This is a genomic window from Roseibium album (assembly GCF_965233825.1).
In the GTDB taxonomy this organism is placed as follows: domain Bacteria; phylum Pseudomonadota; class Alphaproteobacteria; order Rhizobiales; family Stappiaceae; genus Roseibium; species Roseibium album.
In genome coordinates this window covers 1,509,254-1,528,310 of the sequence record NZ_OZ247583.1, presented here as the reverse complement: position 1 = coordinate 1,528,310, position 19,057 = coordinate 1,509,254, and the positions used below count along the sequence as shown (strand labels likewise).

19 protein-coding genes are annotated in these 19,057 nt (G+C 57.3%); 8 read left to right on the top strand and 11 right to left on the bottom strand.

Features of this window, described 5'->3' with window-relative positions:
* The 8 genes from ACO6TI_RS07150 to ACO6TI_RS07115 are packed head-to-tail and all read right to left on the bottom strand — an operon-like array spanning position 1 to position 8,290.
* On the bottom strand, positions 1-726 hold the full coding sequence (locus ACO6TI_RS07150; RefSeq protein WP_055391745.1) for an SDR family NAD(P)-dependent oxidoreductase: 726 nt from the start codon (positions 724-726) through the stop codon (positions 1-3).
* Positions 723-1,496 carry a cyclase family protein gene (locus ACO6TI_RS07145; protein ID WP_422384637.1) on the bottom strand — a complete coding sequence of 258 codons (774 nt, stop codon included), beginning with the start codon at positions 1,494-1,496 and terminating at the stop codon, positions 723-725. Before ACO6TI_RS07145 ends, ACO6TI_RS07150 begins: the two co-directional genes overlap by 4 nt.
* Positions 1,493-2,749 (bottom strand): SDR family NAD(P)-dependent oxidoreductase, encoded by a 1,257-nt coding sequence (locus ACO6TI_RS07140; RefSeq protein WP_055391804.1) that lies wholly within the window; start codon positions 2,747-2,749, stop codon positions 1,493-1,495. The genes ACO6TI_RS07145 and ACO6TI_RS07140 overlap by 4 nt, the downstream gene beginning before the upstream one ends.
* Positions 2,746-3,921: a thiolase family protein gene (locus ACO6TI_RS07135; protein WP_422384636.1), complete on the bottom strand. Its 1,176-nt coding sequence runs from the start codon at positions 3,919-3,921 to the stop codon at positions 2,746-2,748. The genes ACO6TI_RS07140 and ACO6TI_RS07135 overlap by 4 nt, the downstream gene beginning before the upstream one ends.
* Positions 3,921-5,534: an AMP-binding protein gene (locus ACO6TI_RS07130; protein ID WP_422384635.1), complete on the bottom strand. Its 1,614-nt coding sequence runs from the start codon at positions 5,532-5,534 to the stop codon at positions 3,921-3,923. Before ACO6TI_RS07130 ends, ACO6TI_RS07135 begins: the two co-directional genes overlap by 1 nt.
* On the bottom strand, positions 5,531-6,004 hold the full coding sequence (locus ACO6TI_RS07125; RefSeq protein ID WP_422384634.1) for an aromatic-ring-hydroxylating dioxygenase subunit beta: 474 nt from the start codon (positions 6,002-6,004) through the stop codon (positions 5,531-5,533). The genes ACO6TI_RS07130 and ACO6TI_RS07125 overlap by 4 nt, the downstream gene beginning before the upstream one ends.
* Complete coding sequence (locus ACO6TI_RS07120; protein WP_422384633.1) at positions 6,004-7,314, bottom strand: aromatic ring-hydroxylating dioxygenase subunit alpha; 1,311 nt, start codon at positions 7,312-7,314, stop codon at positions 6,004-6,006. The genes ACO6TI_RS07125 and ACO6TI_RS07120 overlap by 1 nt, the downstream gene beginning before the upstream one ends.
* Positions 7,315-7,357: 43 nt before the next feature.
* On the bottom strand, positions 7,358-8,290 hold the full coding sequence (locus tag ACO6TI_RS07115) for a PDR/VanB family oxidoreductase (RefSeq protein WP_422384632.1): 933 nt from the start codon (positions 8,288-8,290) through the stop codon (positions 7,358-7,360).
* A 285-nt stretch (positions 8,291-8,575) separates the two neighbouring features.
* Here ACO6TI_RS07115 and ACO6TI_RS07110 point away from each other — a divergent pair, with 285 nt between their 5' ends.
* Complete coding sequence (locus ACO6TI_RS07110; RefSeq protein WP_281931518.1) at positions 8,576-9,076, top strand: MarR family winged helix-turn-helix transcriptional regulator; 501 nt, start codon at positions 8,576-8,578, stop codon at positions 9,074-9,076.
* A gap of 82 nt (positions 9,077-9,158) precedes the next feature.
* On the opposite strand, the gene ACO6TI_RS07105 is transcribed toward ACO6TI_RS07110, so the two are convergent.
* Positions 9,159-10,109, bottom strand: a complete 951-nt coding sequence (locus tag ACO6TI_RS07105) for a LysR family transcriptional regulator (protein ID WP_055391752.1) — start codon at positions 10,107-10,109, stop codon at positions 9,159-9,161.
* A gap of 112 nt (positions 10,110-10,221) precedes the next feature.
* Here ACO6TI_RS07105 and ACO6TI_RS07100 point away from each other — a divergent pair, with 112 nt between their 5' ends.
* The 5 genes from ACO6TI_RS07100 to ACO6TI_RS07080 all read left to right on the top strand — a co-directional run bounded on the left by ACO6TI_RS07100 (position 10,222) and on the right by ACO6TI_RS07080 (position 15,700).
* Positions 10,222-11,265 (top strand): D-cysteine desulfhydrase, encoded by a 1,044-nt coding sequence (locus ACO6TI_RS07100; RefSeq protein WP_196901527.1) that lies wholly within the window; start codon positions 10,222-10,224, stop codon positions 11,263-11,265.
* A gap of 60 nt (positions 11,266-11,325) precedes the next feature.
* Positions 11,326-12,291, top strand: coding sequence for a glycine betaine ABC transporter substrate-binding protein (locus tag ACO6TI_RS07095; protein ID WP_196880073.1), 966 nt, complete (start codon positions 11,326-11,328; stop codon positions 12,289-12,291).
* A gap of 96 nt (positions 12,292-12,387) precedes the next feature.
* Entirely contained in the window at positions 12,388-13,443 is a 1,056-nt protein-coding gene (locus ACO6TI_RS07090) for a quaternary amine ABC transporter ATP-binding protein (RefSeq protein WP_108875433.1), read from the top strand.
* Positions 13,440-14,981 (top strand): ABC transporter permease subunit, encoded by a 1,542-nt coding sequence (locus tag ACO6TI_RS07085; protein ID WP_209012638.1) that lies wholly within the window; start codon positions 13,440-13,442, stop codon positions 14,979-14,981. Before ACO6TI_RS07090 ends, ACO6TI_RS07085 begins: the two co-directional genes overlap by 4 nt.
* Positions 14,978-15,700 carry an alpha/beta fold hydrolase gene (locus ACO6TI_RS07080; RefSeq protein WP_196901526.1) on the top strand — a complete coding sequence of 241 codons (723 nt, stop codon included), beginning with the start codon at positions 14,978-14,980 and terminating at the stop codon, positions 15,698-15,700. The genes ACO6TI_RS07085 and ACO6TI_RS07080 overlap by 4 nt, the downstream gene beginning before the upstream one ends.
* A 57-nt stretch (positions 15,701-15,757) precedes the next feature.
* On the opposite strand, the gene ACO6TI_RS07075 is transcribed toward ACO6TI_RS07080, so the two are convergent.
* Positions 15,758-16,561 carry a hypothetical protein gene (locus ACO6TI_RS07075; RefSeq protein WP_104704344.1) on the bottom strand — a complete coding sequence of 268 codons (804 nt, stop codon included), beginning with the start codon at positions 16,559-16,561 and terminating at the stop codon, positions 15,758-15,760.
* Positions 16,562-16,931: 370 nt separating this feature from the next.
* Here ACO6TI_RS07075 and ACO6TI_RS07070 point away from each other — a divergent pair, with 370 nt between their 5' ends.
* Both ACO6TI_RS07070 and ACO6TI_RS07065 read left to right on the top strand, forming a co-directional pair.
* The gene (locus tag ACO6TI_RS07070) at positions 16,932-17,573 is read left to right on the top strand and encodes a LysE family translocator (protein ID WP_422384631.1); all 642 of its coding nucleotides are present in this window, start codon (positions 16,932-16,934) and stop codon (positions 17,571-17,573) included.
* Between the two features lie 28 nt (positions 17,574-17,601).
* The gene (locus tag ACO6TI_RS07065) at positions 17,602-18,300 is read left to right on the top strand and encodes a hypothetical protein (protein ID WP_422384630.1); all 699 of its coding nucleotides are present in this window, start codon (positions 17,602-17,604) and stop codon (positions 18,298-18,300) included.
* 150 nt (positions 18,301-18,450) lie between these two features.
* Here ACO6TI_RS07065 and ACO6TI_RS07060 read toward each other — a convergent pair whose 3' ends face one another.
* Complete coding sequence (locus ACO6TI_RS07060) at positions 18,451-19,053, bottom strand: GNAT family N-acetyltransferase (RefSeq protein WP_422384629.1); 603 nt, start codon at positions 19,051-19,053, stop codon at positions 18,451-18,453.
* Positions 19,054-19,057 lie beyond the last annotated feature (4 nt).

Genomic DNA, 19,057 nt, shown 5'->3' with positions numbered 1-19,057 from the left:
CTAGATCGCAAGTGTCCCGACGCTCGCGCCACCGCAGACATAAAGCGTCTGTCCGGTGACGAAGCTGTTCTCCGGATTGCAGAAAAACAGGAATGCATTGGTTACATCCTGCACCGTGCCAATACGGCCCACCGGAATGCGCTTTGCCAATGCCTCCTGCTGCGGACTGTCCTTTTCAACGATACCCCAGAAATTGTCAGTCAGGACCGGGCCCGGTGCAACCACATTTACGGTGATGCCGTGCGGAGCAAGTTCCAATGCCCAGGTGCGCGCCATTCCGATCATTCCGGCCTTGCTCGCGCTGTAAGCCGTCCTTGTAGGCGCTCCGAGCGCAGCACGGGAGGCATTGAACATCACACGGCCGAATTTGCGCTCTTTCATTCCGGGTAGTGCGGCCTGAAGAAGCGTAAGAGCCGACCCCAGATGCAGTTGCGCCAGGCCGGTAATGTCTTCTGGCCTTGCCTCCTCCACCAGGTTCGGCCAGATAAGCCCGGCATTGTGGATCAGGTGCGAAACCTGAAATTCGGCACCAATGGTTTCAGCTGCGGCTGCAACGGCCTCCGGATCCAGGAGATCCGCTTCAACCGAATGCAGGTTGGGATGGTTCTTTTCCGGAGCCGCGCGCGCCACCGACACGACGGTATAGCCCTGTCCGAGCAGCCTTTCCGCAAGATCGGCCCCGATGCCCTTGTTGCCACCGGTAATGACTGCCGTAAATTCACTCATTCGCTCACCATTGCCAGAACGCGGAGCGGGCTGCCGGTTCCGTTCTTGATTTTCAGGGGAGCCGCAATCAATACGGCACCGGTTGCAGGAAGCTGATCCAGGTTTGCAAGACACTGCAAACCGTATTTCCCGGCGCCGTGCAGGTAAAAATGCGCCGGATAGGGTGGCGTATAGTGAGCGCCCTGACCGCCATCGGTACCGACCGTTTCGGTTCCAAAGCCGCGAATATTCCGTTCTTCGATGAGAAACCGGATGCCGTCGGGGGTCGGGCCGGGGGAGTGCGGTCCATCTTCACGCATGTTCAGATAATCGGCACCGCTGCGTTTCGACCAGTCAGTCCGCATCAACACCCATGCATCTTCGGGAATTTCGCCATGCTCGGCTTCCCAACCGGCAATAAAATCAGGCGTCAGCTCGAAATCCTCGTTCTCAGCAGCGCCACTTGAACAGTCTATGACCACGACAGGACCGACGAAAGCCTCGATCGGAATTTCATCAACAGACCCCCTGGGGACGTCCCGACCGGAAATCCAGTGGGATGGGGCATCGAAATGAGTGCCCGTGTGTTCGGACATCGAAATATTGTGCCATTTCCACGCGGGCCCACGATGATCATAAGCGCTGATTTCTTCCATTCGGAAACGGGCGCACTGATTGAACTCGGGCGGCAGCACGATTACCGGGAAATCCGGATCGAGAGTGTGCGTAAGATCGATGATCCTGACCGAGCCTCCAGCAAGGCCGGACACCAGGGTTTCCAGAGCCGTCATGCTCCCTCTACTCCTTGCGTGAGTTCACGTTCGAGAACCTTGGGATCCCTCCGCCAACGCTCACGGATTTCGTTTGCGACATCACCACACCAGACGTCTTCCAACCCCTGCTTCAATCCAGCAACCACAGCACGCGCAAGTGCGTTCGGAGCCACCTTGGGAGGTGGCAGTTCCTGATACCAATCGTCATCTGTCGGCCCGGTGAAGACGTTCATCACGCGGAGTCCCGATGTCCGGAATTCGCCGCGCAAGGACTGACTTAATGAATAGGCTGCAGCGTTGGAGGCGGTGAAGCACCCGTATTCTGGCGCGTTGGAAAGGGCATGAACGGACAGGATATTGACCCAGGCGGCAGCCGAATTGACACCGTCTCCGGTACGCGAGCACATTCCAGGTCCGAAAGCCTGTGCAAGGCGCATCGGACCAAGATAGTTGACGTCCATTTCTTCGCGGGCGAATGCAGTGTCGCCGCGATCCAGGGCCCCGCCCGGTCGCATGAAACGGGCGTTGTTGATCAGAATGTCGGTCTTTCCACCAATCTCACCCGCAAGTTTTTCGACCGAGGCCGTATCCGTCACATCAAGTGGAAGAATTTCAACATTCTCAAGTTCCGCGAGCGTGCTTCGGTTGGCATGCGGACGCCAGCTTTCAGATTCGCCCAAAAACACCGTTGCAGCGCCGGCATCAAGCAGAGCCCCTGCCAGCGCAGGCGTGTTGGGATTGCGCAGGTCGGTTATCAGGATACGGCGGTGCTTCGGGTCGGCAGACAGTGCGCGCAGTTGCGGGTCGTCGTCCATATTGTCCGTCCTTTCCGCCGGCACTGCCAGCAATACACCCTGGCCGGCTGCATCCAGCCGGTTGAGGATCGTCACTTTGTCGTCGCGGCGACAATCACCATGAAGGTGACAGAGGATCACCGGTCCGACATCCAGCCGGACAGATCCCATGCGCCAGGGCATGCGTTCGCGGAAATAGAGCTTCGTCGACGTGCGAACCGTCGTCTCCGCCAGCAACGTGCCGGACGAAGACTGATCCCGCCACACCAGGTCCGTCGACAAGCAGGCTTTACAGGCGTCACGCGGCGGATACTGGACGGTGGCGCACTCTTCGCAGACCTGTAACGCGAAGCGCCCCTCGGCGGCTGCGGCAGTCAGACCAAGCGCTGCACGAGACCGGGCCTCGGGTGGACGCAGCGGCGGCTTTGTTCGCTTCTGCGGATCCTTTTTGGAAGGCGGCCGGAGCGGTGGCGTCATGCAGACACTCCCGTTTTCAGGATCGCTGCGCTGGTGCAAACACCGCGATCATAGTTGATCATGCCGAAACCGGAGACCAATGCCTTCCTGGCGTCTTTCACCTGGGTGCCGCCTGCAACGCCCTGAACCTGGCGGAGCGCTTCCACGAGCCCGATGAAGCCGCCCGCTGCGCCTGCCTGCCCGGCGGACAACTGCCCACCGGACGTGTTGTGCGGGAAATCGCCCGTGACGGTCAGGTTCCTGGTGCGCACGAACTCGGGCCCACTCCCCTTGTCGCAAAAACCGAGGTCTTCCATTTGCATCATGGAGATAACAGGATAGTCGTCATAGGTCTGCAGGAGATCGATATCGTCCGGCGTGCAATCAGCCATCTCATAAAGTTCGTCGATATCGAGCGTCCAGCCACCGCGCAGCTGGATCGGATCTTCCGCATGCGTATTGTGCCGCTCTATCGTGCTGCCGATGGTGGCAAAGGGAAGATTGCGACGCGTGGCTTCCTCGACGGACATGACAAGAAAACACTCCGAGCCGGCACACGGCATGACGCAATCAAACAGTGCAATCGGGTCTGCAATCGGCCGTGCAGACAGATACTGCTCAAGTGTCAGCTGTTTCTTCATCACCGCATTCGGGTTCCTCAGCGCGTTTTCGCGCTGAGCGACACAGATCCGGCCGAAATCCTCACGTGTCGCTCCGAACTCCCGCATGTAGCGGTCGGTCATGAGTGCGAAGTTGGCGTTCGGCCCACCATAACCATAGGGATATGAGGCATCCTGCGCGAACCTTGAAAAACTCGAAAGCATATTCCGGAAACTGTCGATATGATTTGTATCACCCGCCACGCAGGCAACGAAATCGGCATCTCCTGCCTGGACTGCCCGGGCGGCGCGGCGAAGTGCGACAACACCGCTCGCCCCACCCATCGGAATGTGGTCGAGCCATCTCGGAACGAGGCCGAGATGCTGCGTCAACCCGACCGCGGTATCAGGAAACAATGTGAAACTGGAAACGGAAAAGCCGTCGAGATCGGCAGGCTTCAACCCGGCAGCCCGCAAGGACCCGCGAAGTGCTCTTGCGATCCACCAATGCGCTGTCTCGATAGAATAACGCTGATAAGGCGTCGAAAACGGAGCGGTAACCGCGATCCCCTCATAACCCAAGCGCTTTCCCATCAACTGGCCTGCCGTTTCTTCAGGTACCCGGTGGCAACAGTATCGGGATCTTCAAGCAACTGCACAGCCAAATCTTTCAGAGCCGCCCGCTGAATTTTTTGCGTCGCGGTCAATGGCAGCTTGTCGACAAAGGCGATAAAGCCCGGAGCCTTGTAGTAAGCCATCTGTTCAAGGCACCAGCGGGTGATGGCTTCTGCCTTTTGCGGACTTGCGCCCCGAACCTTGAGGCAGGCAAACACTTCATCACCGCGAACAGGGTCCGGCACAGGTGCAATCCCGGCCGCCTCGATGTCCGGATGGCGCATGAGGATCGATTCAACTTCCACGGCCGCAATGTTTTCACCCGATCGCCGAATGACGTTCTTCTTGCGGTCGACGAAGAACATATTGCCGTCCCGACCGCGTCGCACGATATCACCGGTGTGAAACCAGCCGCCCTGCCAGGCTTCGGCGGTTGCAGCTGCATCCTTGTAATATTCGGAAAAGAAACCGTAGCGCGGATTGCCACCCGCGCGGCGGACCAGCAACTCCCCCACATCAGAGGGGGTGCCACTGTCATCGACGATAAGACAATCGACGTCTTTCGCCGGCATGCCGATGCTTGCCTGGGCAACCAGCCGGTCCGTGGTTGACGCCGCAATCACGGCCCCCGCACCGGTTTCGGTCATGGCCCAGGCTTCCACAAGCGGAAAACCGAACCGTTGCTCGAATGCGACCTGCAGCTTCGGATCGACACCGGCCCCGAAGCCAAACCGGACGGAGTGCGCACGGTCGCCCGGAGATGGTTCGAAACCCATCAACATGGAGGGCATCACACCGAGATAATGCAGGCAAGTGGCGCTCGAGGCAGCGACATCCGACCACCATTGGCGCGGATGAAATCTGTCCAGGACCGTAAGGCAACCACCGACCGTCACCATCGCCATGAAGGAATAGGCCATGGCGTTCATGTGAAAGATCGGCAACGGCGTGATCATCCGCTCACCTTCTTCAGTGAGGTTTGCCAGACCACCAACACCGGCATACCAGCGCCCTGCAAGCAGAAAATAGGTATTGGGGAGAACGCACCCCTTCGGCTTGCCCGTGGTTCCGGATGTATAAAGAATGGCAGCTTCCCGCGCTTCTCCTGCATTCGGCCGCATGACCACCGCATCTCGCCTGGGTTCGGGGAACTCCTGCGATGGTCCGATAACAGCTGCCCTGATGCCCGCGGCCTTCGCTGCCGATCCGAGTTCAGCGTGACGGCTTTCGATCGCAACGATCAGCGCCGGCTCCGAGTGCCCGATAAGATATTCCAACTCTGCGGCGCGCAGATCCGGATTGATCGGCACAACGGAACCGCCGATACGATTGACCGCCAGCCAATAGAGAAAGAAGGAAGGGCGATTCTCCAACAGAAGGGCAACGCGCATGCCTGCACCATATCCTGCACGCGCCAGGTCTTCTGCAAGGGCATCAATTTGCTGCTGGGCCGTACGGTATGACATTTCGCCAGGCGCAATGCCATAGACCTTCGCCGTTCCGGAAAGCACGTTCAGAACCGGGCGGTCTGGATACCTGGTTCCCGTTGCCGCAAACGCTTCATATACAGTTGAAAGACCAGGCACGCTCATGGCAGCAGCTGAATATTGCCGAAAGCCGCATCGCAATTCAGGATATCGACACGCTTGTTCGCGATCCGCAGCGACCCGTCGACCACGGCAAGTTCGTGCACAGCAGTCAACGCCAGGAGAAACTGTTCGTCCAGCCGGGTTTCGACGTAGTGCATCGATGTGTTGGTCACGACCCGGTTGTCGGTCATCTCGTCTATGAAGGGGCGCTGAATAACGTGATGGCACCGGCTCTTCGGCTTCTGACTGAAGGTTCTGGCCCCATTCAGTCGCTCCACCCGCAGACGCAGCATGAACATGTCTTCGTAAAGCAGTGACGTCACCAGATGAGGGTCGGTCTGCTTGTAGTCAAGCGGCATCCAGTAGTGGCCGTCCTCCAGCCAGAGAGCCAGCCACTCGTCGTAGCGGCCCTCGTCGAGCATCCTCGCCTCTTCATAGAGGAAGTCGATGACCTGTTCCTTTGAAACGGCCATTACGCCTCCTCCATCGATACTGTCATGAATTTAATCCAGGCATCGAACTGGTTGCGCATCTGGCGTTCTGTTGTACCGTTCTCGACAGTCTCCTCGGAAAAGTCCTCCTCCCCGGTTCGCAGCCGCTGGATGTTGACCCATTCCATGCCGTTCGACATGAGGCCTTCCTGTGCCCGCTCGTACATTTCCAGATCGTCGTGCCCGACCATCGAGGTCGGAGCGTTGATCATCCGGTTGTACATGGCGGTACGAGACAGGAGTTGATCCGGTGCGCCGACCAGCCGGTAAATATAGCTTTCCACCAGCGTCTTGTCCGGCCCGAGCGGAATGAAGTTTCTGAGCTGCTGGATCGGTCCCTTGATCATGATGTTCGGGAAATAGACCGTGTTGTGCCGGTTTTCGTCGAGAATCTCCCTGGCACGCTCCTCACCATGGGCCTCGCACAAGGCCTCGAAATAGCCGGGAACCGCCGAGTAGTCCGAATGGATCGAATGGTGGACGCCTGTGTGCCCGTGGCCGTTCGGCCAGGTGCGTATGCCCATCTTTTCGAAGAACTCGTAGGGTGACATGAAAGGAGCAATGATCTCCATCGCAGGTGGCCGCGGCTCCGGATTGCCCATTTCCTTCCAGATTTTCACCGCTGTACCGGCAGAACTTTCGTGGGCAACCATCGGATGGCAGGTGTCCGTCTGGTTCTCCACCAGCATCTTCCAGTTACACTTGTGCATGTAGCGCAGTGGAGGCCCGGCAATCTCCAGTCGACCTGCCGGAGACCGGTCGACCATGTTGTCGATCGAACTCAGGCTGTCACCGAAGAACTCGTCGAAGTCGATCCCATCGGACGCGAGACGGGCAAAGACAAACCCCCGGTAGTTTTTGACTGCCCCGACCGGTGTCATGCCTTTGGCGCTTTCGCTTTCGGAAAAGCCGGTCTCCTCGTAGCCTTTCTTCAGAGGTATCGCGAGCAGGCATCCGTTCGTCTTGAACGACCAGGCATGATAGGGGCAGCGGAAGAATTTGCCCGTATTGCCATCCCGGTCGATTGCGATCTTGGTGCCCTTGTGCGGACACCTGTTGAAGAGCACGTAGATTTCGCCATCGGAATGTCGAACCTGAATGACTGGCTGATCACCGATTTGCGTGGTGAAGTAGTCACCTTTCTTCGACGTCTGGCTTTCATGGCCGACAAACACCCAGGCATTCGCGAACAGGTGTTCCATTTCCAGCCTGTAGATATCAGGGCTGGTGTAAACGTCTCTGTGGACCTGCGGCCCGGTAAACAGGGCGGTGATATCGCTAACTGTCCGCATGCTGGCTTCTCCTCCGGAATGCGACTTACTTCGGGCGCGTGACCTAGATGTCCAGAACCAGACGCGCCGATTTCGCACGACTGACACAAATCTGCATGACCTTCCCAGACGCCTTCTCGGCGTCAGACAACACGACATCCCGGTGATCGGGCGTCCCGCTGATCACATCCGTCTGACAGATGCCGCAATCACCTCTTTGGCAATCATACATGACATCGAGACCAGCTTCCTCGAGCGCCTCGATGATAGTCTGGTCTGGCGCGACGGAGACGACTTGCCCGGTATCGTGCACTTCAATTTCAAACGCTGAATCACCGGTCTGCACCTCCGGCGTGCTGAAAAGTTCGACATGCACGGCGTCGCCCGGAATTCCGGCAGCGGCTGCAGCGGTCCGCGCCGCATCGATCATGCCTTTCGGCCCGCAGATAAAAACATGCGAACCGGCCGTTTGAGCTTGCATGAGTTCGGACAGATCGAGGGGTTCGGTGTCGTCGAAGTAAAAATGTGAAACTTCGCCAAACGCAGATTTCAGCTGATCCGCAAAGCCCATCCTGGACGAGGTTCTGGCTGAGTAGTGTAGTGCGAAGGACCGGCCTTGCGACTGCAGCCGCGTTGCCATGGAGATCAGCGGCGTGATACCGATCCCGCCTGCAAGCAACAGGCTATGCGGTGCATCTGGTTCGAGCGGAAAGTCGTTTTTGGGCTCGGTTACGGAAACCGTCTGACCAACAGCGAGATCGTGCATGGCCTTCGATCCGCCCTTGCCATCATCCTCTCGCTGGACCGCAACGGTATAGAGATCAGTGGCTTCGGGCCAGTCGATCAGGGAATAGGCGCGGGTGCCTGCCGGTCCGAGATCGAATTCGATGTGAGCGCCGGGCTCATAGCCGGGCAAAGGTCCGTCCACCTTCGACCGAAACCTGAAGACGTCAATCTGATCCGTCTCCGGCTCCCTGCTTTCAAGAAAAAGTTTCACCGGCAGTCCCTCCTCGAAATAAATATGAAATTTCATATAAATTGAGTCAAGCCTCTTTTTTCCTGAAAGTTTCCGGGCTAAACGAATGAGGGGCGCATTTGTAGTCTCCCGGATTGCAGACGAGCAGGTTTTCGACCTGCCAACCTCGGTGTGAGGTGCGATGCGCTGTGAAACTTCGAGAGATGGGTTGCAAGCAAATCCACTTGCCGCGCATCCTTTGCAACGGACCTTGTTGTTCTTCCCGGGTTGAATTCCGGTCCGGTCTGACAACAATCAGGAAGGCCCTTGAAGGGACCTGAAGAGCAATTGCTCAAAACGGGGGTGATGTTGGCTCAGACACCGGAAAAATTCGTTTCCTCCTACCTGCTTTATCTCCTGGCAGCGTCGAGTGAAGCGGCCAGCCATCAGTTTCATGCCAAGGTGCGCAAACTGGGACTTCGCGTACCCGAGTGGCGGGTCCTTGCCTGCCTGTTCGATCAGGATGGATTGATGATAACCCAGCTGGCGCGGTTCTCGCTCATGGAACAGTCCCGCATGACGCGTATCGTCGACCAGATGGAAAAGCGCGGGCTTGTTGCCCGAAAAAGTGATGCGGGAGACGGACGCCGGGTCCGGATCTACCTTACCGATGACGGCCGTTTGATGAGCACTCAACTTGTCCTGGAAGCAAAAGACCACGAAAAAAGGCTGCTCTCGGCGCTCAGCCCTGCCGACGCGGAACGGATTAAGCCGTCATTGCTTCGGCTGCTGGATGCGCTCAACTCGTCGCTGATTTCCCAGGACTAGATCTGCCAACCTTGCTGTTTCACCGGAACCCATTGGATTTGGCGGGAGGCAAAACCATAGCCGGTCATTCAATTTACAACTGTTATGCGCCGGGTTTCAGCGGTTGAGACCGTTGGCTTTCCAGGAACGACCATATCGACCGCGTGACGCGGTTCGAGTTCGGCTTATGCCTGAACAGACGGATTTCGAGCGGCACTTCCCACTCCGGCGCGCCGGTCTGCACAAGGATCCCGGCTTTCATGTCCGGCGCGACCAGGCTTTTGGGAAGCCACGCAACACCCATGCCGTCACGCGCCCGGATCCGCAGCGCACCTGCCATGGAGTTCTCATAGACAATCCGCAGGCGGGCCGACAGACCCGCGCCTTTGAACAATGGCTCCAGGTGCCGTGCGATCGGTGCGTCTTCACCGAAACGCAGAAACGGCATCTCAATCTTGTCGGCGCTGAAACTGAACAGCGGATTCCCGTCCGATTGCGGTTTGGAAACCGGAATGAGACTGTCATATCCGATTACCAGGGACCCTGACTTGTCAGGATTACTTTCGGGAGACCCGGTTCCCTGTTCGCTGTAACGGACATGGTGGCTCTCATAGGCGATGACGAAATCGACATCGCCGTTTTTGAGATCCCGCAAACAATTCGGCAAGTCGTCCGCTCTCAGCCGCGAGAGAATGGGTCCGTACGTCTCCTCAAAGCCCTGAAGCCAGGTCGGGTAGAACCGCCAGCCAATCGAATGCTGAGCGCCGAACGTGACCACGTACTTGTCGGGAAGCGACTGAGCCTCGAGGATCTGGCTACGCTCCTGCTCGATCCGCTCGAGAGCCTGCTGGCCGGCCTCCAGTATCTGCAATCCCGCCGTCGTGAGACGCACAGGCTGTCGCGACCGGTCGACAAGGGTCACCCCAATCCAGCTTTCCAGCGATCTGATCCGGCGACTGAAAGCTGACTGGCTCAAATTGCTTTGATCCGCGGCCTGGGAGAAGTTCCCCGTGTTGTTGAGCCGGGCCAGATCCCGGAAGAGATATATATCCATGAGAATCGAACATATTGCAAAAAACGCATAATGTCATGCAAACATAATATTGGATTTGAGTCTGGGTTTGCCTCAATTTTGAGCTTGAGGAAATTCTAATCAGAGCCATAAAATGTCTGTAGAAAAAATATTGCCGACCGTAACGACGCGTATTGAATTCGACCGGTTCCCAAGGGTGGATCTATGCCATCAGCCAACCCCCATCGAAGCCATGCCACGCCTGAGTGCGCATCTGGGCGGGCCGCAACTTTTTATCAAGCGCGACGACTGCACCGGACTTGCGACCGGAGGCAACAAGACACGCAAGCTCGAATTTCTGATGGGCGAGGCGCTCCGTGAGGGGGCCGACATCGTGATCACGCAGGGCGCTGTACAATCCAACCATGTACGGCAAACAGCTGCGGCTGCCTGCCGGCTGGGCATGAAGTGCCATGTACTGCTCGAACGCCGTGTCCCGGGAAGGACCCAGGCCTACGAGGAAACCGGAAACGTATTTCTCGACAAACTGTTTGCAACCACATTCGAATTCCGGCCGAGCGGCCTGGACATGAATGCCGAAGCACAGAATGTGGCGGATCGCATGAAGACCGAGGGACACAAGCCCTATTTCATTCCCGGCGGCGGGTCGAATGCCACCGGCGCCCTGGGATATGTGAGCTGCGCCCAGGAAATCATGGATCAGTGCCTTGAGACCAATCAGCGTTTTCAATGGCTGGTCATGGGCACAGGCAGTTCCGGCACCCAGGCCGGCCTGGTCGCGGGATTTCATATCCTCGGCTATGATCTTCCCGTCATGGGGGTCAGCGTCCGCCAACCGCGTGAACGCCAGTTGAATGCTGTCCTCGCAACGACGCAGAAAACGCTGGCCAAACTGGACGGACCACACATTGAACCGGGAAACATCCTGGTAGACGACGGCTATGTCGGAGAAGGCTACGGCCTGCCGACCGCTTCCACCCTGGAAGCGATCCGGCTCACGGCCCGCCAGGAAGGCATTCTGCTGGATCCTGTCTATTCGGCCAAAGGCATGGCCGGGCTGATCGGCATGGTCCGCGAGGGTTTTTTCAAGCCCGAAGACAATGTCCTGTTCCTGCATACGGGAGGATCGACTTCGCTATTTGCCTATGAAGACCAGATAATCGGAAGCCTGGATTAAGCGAACAAACAAAATCAATAAAATCCGGTCAACCGGCACCATCCACCAGAGGAGTGAATCATGAAAAACAGTTTGAAGTGTCTGACGGTCGCAACCGCAATGAGCGTGTTCGCGGTGCCTGCCCTTGCGGCCGAGGAAGTCAAGATCGGCGTTCCGTCCTGGACCGGCGCCCAGGCAATTGCACATCTGCTTGCCGCTGTGGTCGAAATGCGCATTGGCGGAAAAGCCGAACTGATTCCCGGCAACAACGCCACGATATTTCAGGCGATGGATCAGGGCAAAGGCGACATTGACGTTCATCCCGATGTTTGGCTGCCCAACCAGGAGAGTTTTACCAAGAAATACGTTGATGGCGCCGGCACCGTGACCCTGTCATCCAATCCCTATGAAGGTAATCAGGGCTTCTGTGTCTCCAAGGACTTCGGCGAGGCAAACAACATCACCGACATCGCCGACCTGGGACGCCCGGACGTCGCCGCTCAAATGGACAGCGACGGCAACGGCAAGGGCGAAATGTGGATAGGCGCACCCGGGTGGGCATCTGCCAATGTCAACGAGGTCAAGGTCCGCGACTATGGCCTGATGGATTTCGTTGAACCGATCCGTGCCGAGGAAAGCGTCAAGACCGCGCGTGTCAAGGACAGCATTGCCAAGGGTGAAGGCTATGCATTCTATTGCTACAAGCCTCACGCCATCTGGTACATGTTCGACGTCAAGATGCTGACGGAACCGACCTATGATCCGGCGAAATACGTCATGGTGCAGCCATCGGACGACGCCGACTGGTTCGAAAAGTCGAACGTGACAACCAAAGATGCACTGAAGAAAGTGCAGATTGCATGGTCCAACTCACTGCCCGACCGGTCACCAGCCATTGCGGAGTTCTTTTCCAAATTCTCTCTTACCGCGGATGATGTAAGCGGTTTCGCGTTCGAGATCAGCGGAAATGGCCGGGAGCCAGAAGATGTCGCGCGGGAATGGGTGGAAGCCAACCCTGACCGTGTGGATGCCTGGCTGGGCCTCTAGTCCCGGACGCATTCGAGCATGACGCGGTGCCGGTTCTTCCGGCACCGCCTGATCTTGACGCAGCCAATGCTGCAAAACCGCGGGACGCCGTCAGCCATGAGCGATGAGACCGTCATAGAAATCTCCGATGTCTGGAAGATTTTCGGAGCAGATCAGCAAGGCGCGCTGAATGCGATCCATGAAGACGGTCTGACCAAGGCCGAAGTTCTGGCCCGCTACAATGCGGTGGTCGGTGTCGCGGATGTCAGCCTTTCCGTCAACAAGGGCGAAATCTTCTGCATCATGGGATTGTCGGGTAGCGGCAAATCCACTCTGGTCCGTCATTTCAACCGCTTGCTGGAGCCGACAGCCGGCCGGATCCTGATCGAGGGAACGGATGTGATGGCGCTCGGTTCAAAGGAATTGCAAAATTTCAGGAACCGGAAGATCGGGATGGTGTTCCAGAACTTCGCGCTCATGCCCCACCGGTCAGTCCTGGACAATGTCGCGATGCCCCTCGAAATTCGGAAAGTCTCCAAGAACGAGCGGATGCGGCAGGCGGCAGCTTTTCTCGATATTGTCGAACTCGGCGCCTGGGGTTCCAAATATGCGCATGAATTGTCGGGCGGGATGCAGCAGCGTGTCGGTCTCGCTCGTGCCCTGGCGGCCAATCCCGATGTCCTGCTCATGGATGAGCCGTTCAGCGCCCTGGACCCCCTGATCCGGCGCCAGTTGCAAGATGAATTCATCCGCCTCAGCAAGATGCTCAAGAAAACGACCGTCTTCATCACCCACGACCTTGACGAAGCTGTCCGGATCGGTGACCGGATTGCCATAATGCGGGACGGCAGGGTGGTTCAGATCGGCACTGCCGAAGACATCGTGATGCACCCGGCCGATGACTATGTCGCCGATTTTGTCGCCGGGATTTCCCGGTTGAAGGTCGTCAGGGCACATGCGGTGATGCAACCGCTGGCGGAGTACACACGGGAACATGGCCCGCTGCCGGAGAACACTCCGCGCGTTGCGGAAAGCGAAACACTCAGCACCCTCATCAACATGGCAATCGGCACGGGCGATGCCATCATCGTTGAAGACGAGGGGACCGACGTCGGTGTGATCACAAGAGAAAACATCCTGCGGACGGTGATAGAGGGGACCGAGGTATCATGATGGACCAGAGCAACGTGCCCCTCGCCGATAACGAAGCCGAAGCTGAACGGGCCTATACCGAAGAGCGCCGGAAGAACATTGCCGAATTTGTTCGTACCAATCCGGATTACTATGTCACGAATTTCGACCGTATCGGCGAGAGCTCGAAATTCACGGCAACGCTCAATCTGATGGCAGGTCTGTTCGGGCCTGTCTGGTTCGGTGCGAGAGGGTTGTGGTCATGGGCCCTGCCGTTTCTGATCATCGAGACCCTGGCAATCGTCCAGATCGCGCGCGGATTGTTCGGCGACCTGGCTGCAGAAGCCATGGAACGGATTGCCTCGATCGAGGGAACGCTCGAATTGCGCCGCGAACAGCTTGCTGCGGCAATCGAAAGCGGGTCCGACAAGGCGGATGTCTACAAGCGCACCGTGGATTCCCTGGAAGCCAATATCGGAGGAATACGCGCCGAAGCCGAGGCTCTTGCCGATCAGGGTGTGTCGATCGCCCTGGCAGGCCTGGCGCTGCTCGTCCTGGCAAAAGGTGCACAAGCCATCTGCGCGAACTGGGCGCTGGAAAAGCGGTTCTCCGAATGGCTGTCCGACAACTCCATCCGTTCCGGAATGCCGGCATCCCAAATTGCTTTCAGCGCCGTTTTCATGGCGCTTATCGTTCTGGCTTCCGTTTTGCATTACAGCTTCCCCGGTCGGTTCTCGCTGCTTTCCGCTTTTCCGACCAATCCGGAATTCCGTATTGTCAGTATCGAAGCCGTGGAAGCCTTCTTTGCGTTCTGCGTCGCCAACGGTGAAGGACTGTTTGATGCCATCACCTATGTGATCCGCCTGCTGCTGGACGCTCTGGAACTGGTATTCGTCAGTACGCCGTGGATCGTGGTTGCCAGCCTGATCATCCTGTTGACCTGGCTGACGGCCGGCATTCGGACCGCGGTCTGGTCCGGAGCATTTCTCGCCTATATGGGATTGCTGGGCTTCTGGGACAAAGCAATGACCACCCTGGCTCTGCTGGGTACCGCTGCATGCCTGTCAATCATTATCGGCATCCCGCTCGGCATGTTCGCGGCCAGGCGCCCCCGGTTTTATTCCTTCATTCAGCCAATCATGGATTTCATGCAGACCATGCCGGCCTTTGTCTTCATGATCCCGGTGATCGCATTTTTCGGGACCGGCAAGCCGGCCGCCGTTGTCACGACCATGATTTTTGGCGGTACACCCGTCGTCCGCCTCACGGTGCTTGGCTTGCGAGGCGTTCCCGAGAGTGTTCGGGAAGCCGCAATCGCGTTTGGTGGCAACAAGTGGTACCTGCTGACCCGGGTTGACCTGCCGCTGGCAAGCCCGTCCATAAGGGCGGGGATCAACCAGACAATCATGCTGTCGCTTGCCATGGTGGTGGTCGCTTCACTGATCGGTGCCAAGGGCCTGGGTGAGGATGTGCTCGAAGCCCTGCAATATGCGAATGTCGGTCAAGGCATTCTCGCCGGTTTCTCCATTCTGTTCTGTGCCATGATCCTGGACCGGATCGTTCAAGGTGCCCGGAAATGATCCCACTGGTTCTGGTCCACGGGTTCATGGGTGGCAGCGAACAATGGAAAATGCAGGCACCGCTTGCGGACATAGGTCCGCTGGTGACGCCAGACTTGCCGGGTTTTGGGCAAAATGCGGGTGCTCCCCCTGTCAACTCGATCGGTGGGTTTGCCGATTGGGTTCTTCAGGGCCTTCTGGACCAGGGCATTGAGCGGTTTCATCTCCTCGGGCATTCCATGGGAGGAATGATCGTTCAGGAAATGATGCGGCGCTCGCCGGAAGCTGTCGACAGGCTCATACTGTACGGCACCGGACCCGTCGGAGTTTTGCCGGGACGGTTCGAAACCATTGAAACTTCCATGAAGCGCGCTGCAGAAGACGGAGCGCCAGCGACGGCGCGCCGGATATCAGCCACCTGGTTCATGCGTGGGGAGCAGGCTGAAGAATACGCTGCCTGTGCAGCAATTGCCGAAAAGAGCGGCCTAGGCGCGATTACGGCAGGTCTTGAGGCAATGAGGGACTGGTCTGGTGAAGACAGTCTTTCCGCGATCCAAGCCCCTTCGCTCGTGCTTTGGGGCGACGGCGACCGAACCTATGCCTGGCCACAGGTAGAAACTCTCTGGAAGACCGTTCCCAACTGCGAACTCGCCGTCGTTCCAGGATGTGCCCACGCCGTGCATCTTGAAGAGCCGGAAATTTTCAACCGCCTGATTGCGAAGTTTCTTAGCGACATGTGACGAACTTGGCCACATTCGTGACAACCTGACAGTCAAGCCCACCGCAGAACATTCGCCTCAGAAAAGATATCTGCTTTCCAATAACAGCCCGTAGCGCTGGTAGTTCTGTTCGAAGACCGCCTTGGAACCGTCGGAGACCCATCTGCGGTCAAAATTCGATTGCAGCCACCAGTATCGCCCCCCGACACCCACCTGCCAGTTTCTGGTCAGGTCGAGATTGAGCATCAAGTCGGTTTCAACGCCGTGTGTCCATTGGCTCTCCCAGGTTTCAACCCTGGTGTGGCTCCAGGGTACAGCCGCCACATCAAATGACCAGCTGACCCTTTCGCTGATGTCTCCTTCCGCAGTCAGGCCGACGCGGATCGCATGCCATTGACGCGTCTGCTCAATGACCGTCCGGCCGTCCTCAGCGTCAATACTGTCATTCAGGTAGTGATAGCCGACGAAGCCCTTTAACCGGACCATCTCGTTCGCGAAGCTGGCAAAGCGCCAACCACCATCGACAACAACGTATCCAAGAGCACTTTCCTCCAGATCGCCGCTCGGATTGGTATAGAAGTCCCCTTCACCGCCAAAATTTCTGCCAAGCCCGACATATCCGCGCACAAAGGTGCTCGTGGTCAGGTCTTCCAGCTCTCCGACAATCTCGGCGGTATGCGACGAGACGCCATCGACAGTGTTCCAGTTCAGGTCACCCGTATCCAATTCGGAGTTGTTCTGGCTATACCAGTACCGGAGCCCGATACTTCCCCGCAGCGTTGGCGCCTGATACTGCGGCGATCCCTTGATGTTGTAATCCGCTGCCTGAGCCTGAAAGCACAAGAAAGTCACGGTGAGAAGCGCGAAAAATCTTTTGAACACAGAACCTGTACTGCCGAGAATTGATGCGCGGAACTCGCGCTAAAGATGCAAATATCCATTGCAACTTATGGTTAATGGATGGTGAAAATTTCGCTTTCCAGCTCGGTTTTTCGCAAGAATCTCGACATGTCCATGAACCTGGGAACTGCAAATCCACAGCCGGCAGCCGGATTGGTGCCCCCAGTCTCGCCCGGTGCATCCGCCATCGCGAAAAGCTTTTTTATTATTAAAGTCAGATACTTGTGCAACCAATCTACCGATCGTCCGTCGACACCCCAATGAATAGGCCCTTTCCTGTTCCGGTTAAATTGCATTGCAATGCGCCTCATGTGAGAGTGAGCGAGTGCGGCCAGAATCTGAAGGGATATCCATGGAAAGCATCAATCTGTACCTGCCCGGAATCCTGCTCGCCTACGTGGCATTCCTGATGGCTATCGCGAGCCCGGGACCAAACATTCTGGCGGTGATGGGAACATCCATGAGCGTTGGAAGGTCTTCGGGGATCGCATTGGCGCTCGGCGTTGCGTCGGGCTCATTCACCTGGGCGGTCCTTACCGTCCTCGGTCTTTCCGCGCTTCTCGCTGCATATGCAAACGCGCTCATTGCAATCAAGATATTAGGCGGTCTCTACCTGTTTTGGCTGGCCTACAAGTCGTTCAGGTCGGCGATGTCGCGACACGACATTGAGGCCAGAGAGCTGGCTGGCGGCCGAAGGACACCGTTCGGATACCTGGCGCGGGGATACATCATTCAGATGACCAATCCAAAAGCCGCTCTGGCATGGATTGCGATCATATCCCTCGGAATGAAAGAAGGCGCGCCGATCTGGGTCGGTGCCTCGATTGTGCTCGGCACATTCATCTTGTCGATCATTATCCACGTAATCTATGCGTTGGCCTTTTCGACACCTGTCATGGTGCGCGTCTATGGCAGAGCACGACGCGTCATTCAGGGTACTCTTGGCGCTGTCTTCACGTTTGCAGGATTGAAGCTTCTGACCAGCCGGACGTGACGTGCGTCTGATCTTCTGGAACTGCAGCATGGCGCTTCATCGCAAGGTGGAGGCCCTGCTTTCGCAGAAACCCGACATTGCGGTCGTATCCGAATGTGCAAGGCCAGATATCCTGGCCGAACGCGGCGTCACCGACCTTGAAGCCTGCTCGGTGCTTTGGATGGGGGAAAACCCCCACAAGGGTCTGGGTATTTTCGCTTTCAACGACTTCACTGTATCGCGGGTGGAACCTTTCTACCCGACACTCCGTTTTGTTCTTCCTGCACGCATCGAGGGGCCGCGGACATTCAACCTTTTGGCCGTCTGGGCCCAAAATGCCAGCCCAGGTATCACACGCAAACACCAAAGCGGTCCGCTGCGCCGGGCCCTGACCAAATACAAGACTTTCATAGACTCCGGACCGACAGTCATCGGCGGGGACTGGAACAGCAACGCGATCTGGGACAAACCGGGGTGGCGGATAAATCACATGTCCAAGGTCAATCTGCTGGAAGGCATGGGCCTTTACAGCGCCTACCATGCCTTTCACGAAGAAGAGCACGGGCGCGAAACAATCCCTACGCACTACTGGCGCGACAGGCGCATCGACGGTCCGACCTATCACATCGATTATGTTTTTGCGCCTTTGCCGTGGCTTCGAAATACAAGGGAATTCGAGATCGGCACCTTCGACGACTGGATTGGAAACGGTCTGAGTGATCATGTGCCATTGATCATTGATTTTTAAGGCAAAGCGCGGTCGGTGCAAGCTTGCAAATTCTCACCATTTGCTGATCCGTTTCATCAGAAAAGAGTTTCCCAATTCAAGGCCACCGCTTGTTGGCCCGCGACACGGGCTAACAAGCGGTGCATCAAAGAACCCGCAAAAACTGAAGCATTACACCTTGTTCAGGTCCTTGATCAGCAGCAGAACGTCTCCCGTGTAATAGGGCTGGCATGGATGAAGCCGAACGGGCGCGCTTTCCTTGAGATCATAACCAAGGCGCTGGTAGAGGCGAACGGCACCCGTGTTCTGGGCGTAAACCTGAATGCTCATCGTCGATTTGCCGTTTTCCCGCGCCAGGCTTTCTGCCGAGGCCAGCAACGTGGTGCCCAGCCCCCGGCCGCGATGCCCAGGAAATGTGGCCAGGGCATTGATATACCAGGTGCCGACCGAGTGTTTCTCTAGCTCCACAAAGGGCGCGATCGGTGCGGGAAGTGTATCGGGGTCATCTTCCGGTGCGGTATCGATAGGATAGCTCAGCACCATGCCCGTGACGAGATCCTGATCTTCCGTCACCAGAGCGTTCGTGAAGGAGAACCCTCCAGACGGTCTTCTTGCCCGGTCTGCACCGACATCAAGTGGCGCCTGATCGTTTTCGCAGGCCCGGCTCCAAAGCCAGTTCGGGATACCCTCGCCCGCGATATCGATGAGCTTGGCGAGCGGCTTCGCATCCAGTGCGGTGGCTTGCCGAATTGCACGGTTGGTTTGAATATTCATGTTT

Coding starts and splice junctions, on each gene's coding strand:
- ACO6TI_RS07150 (WP_055391745.1), bottom strand. CDS start 726: ATGAGTGAATTTACGGCAGTCATTACCGGTGGCAACAAGGGCATCGGG.
- ACO6TI_RS07145 (WP_422384637.1), bottom strand. CDS start 1,496: ATGACGGCTCTGGAAACCCTGGTGTCCGGCCTTGCTGGAGGCTCGGTC.
- ACO6TI_RS07140 (WP_055391804.1), bottom strand. CDS start 2,749: ATGACGCCACCGCTCCGGCCGCCTTCCAAAAAGGATCCGCAGAAGCGA.
- ACO6TI_RS07135 (WP_422384636.1), bottom strand. CDS start 3,921: ATGGGAAAGCGCTTGGGTTATGAGGGGATCGCGGTTACCGCTCCGTTT.
- ACO6TI_RS07130 (WP_422384635.1), bottom strand. CDS start 5,534: ATGAGCGTGCCTGGTCTTTCAACTGTATATGAAGCGTTTGCGGCAACG.
- ACO6TI_RS07125 (WP_422384634.1), bottom strand. CDS start 6,004: ATGGCCGTTTCAAAGGAACAGGTCATCGACTTCCTCTATGAAGAGGCG.
- ACO6TI_RS07120 (WP_422384633.1), bottom strand. CDS start 7,314: ATGCGGACAGTTAGCGATATCACCGCCCTGTTTACCGGGCCGCAGGTC.
- ACO6TI_RS07105 (WP_055391752.1), bottom strand. CDS start 10,109: ATGGATATATATCTCTTCCGGGATCTGGCCCGGCTCAACAACACGGGG.
- ACO6TI_RS07100 (WP_196901527.1), top strand. CDS start 10,222: ATGTCTGTAGAAAAAATATTGCCGACCGTAACGACGCGTATTGAATTC.
- ACO6TI_RS07095 (WP_196880073.1), top strand. CDS start 11,326: ATGAAAAACAGTTTGAAGTGTCTGACGGTCGCAACCGCAATGAGCGTG.
- ACO6TI_RS07090 (WP_108875433.1), top strand. CDS start 12,388: ATGAGCGATGAGACCGTCATAGAAATCTCCGATGTCTGGAAGATTTTC.
- ACO6TI_RS07085 (WP_209012638.1), top strand. CDS start 13,440: ATGATGGACCAGAGCAACGTGCCCCTCGCCGATAACGAAGCCGAAGCT.
- ACO6TI_RS07080 (WP_196901526.1), top strand. CDS start 14,978: ATGATCCCACTGGTTCTGGTCCACGGGTTCATGGGTGGCAGCGAACAA.
- ACO6TI_RS07070 (WP_422384631.1), top strand. CDS start 16,932: ATGGAAAGCATCAATCTGTACCTGCCCGGAATCCTGCTCGCCTACGTG.
- ACO6TI_RS07065 (WP_422384630.1), top strand. CDS start 17,602: ATGGCGCTTCATCGCAAGGTGGAGGCCCTGCTTTCGCAGAAACCCGAC.
- ACO6TI_RS07060 (WP_422384629.1), bottom strand. CDS start 19,053: ATGAATATTCAAACCAACCGTGCAATTCGGCAAGCCACCGCACTGGAT.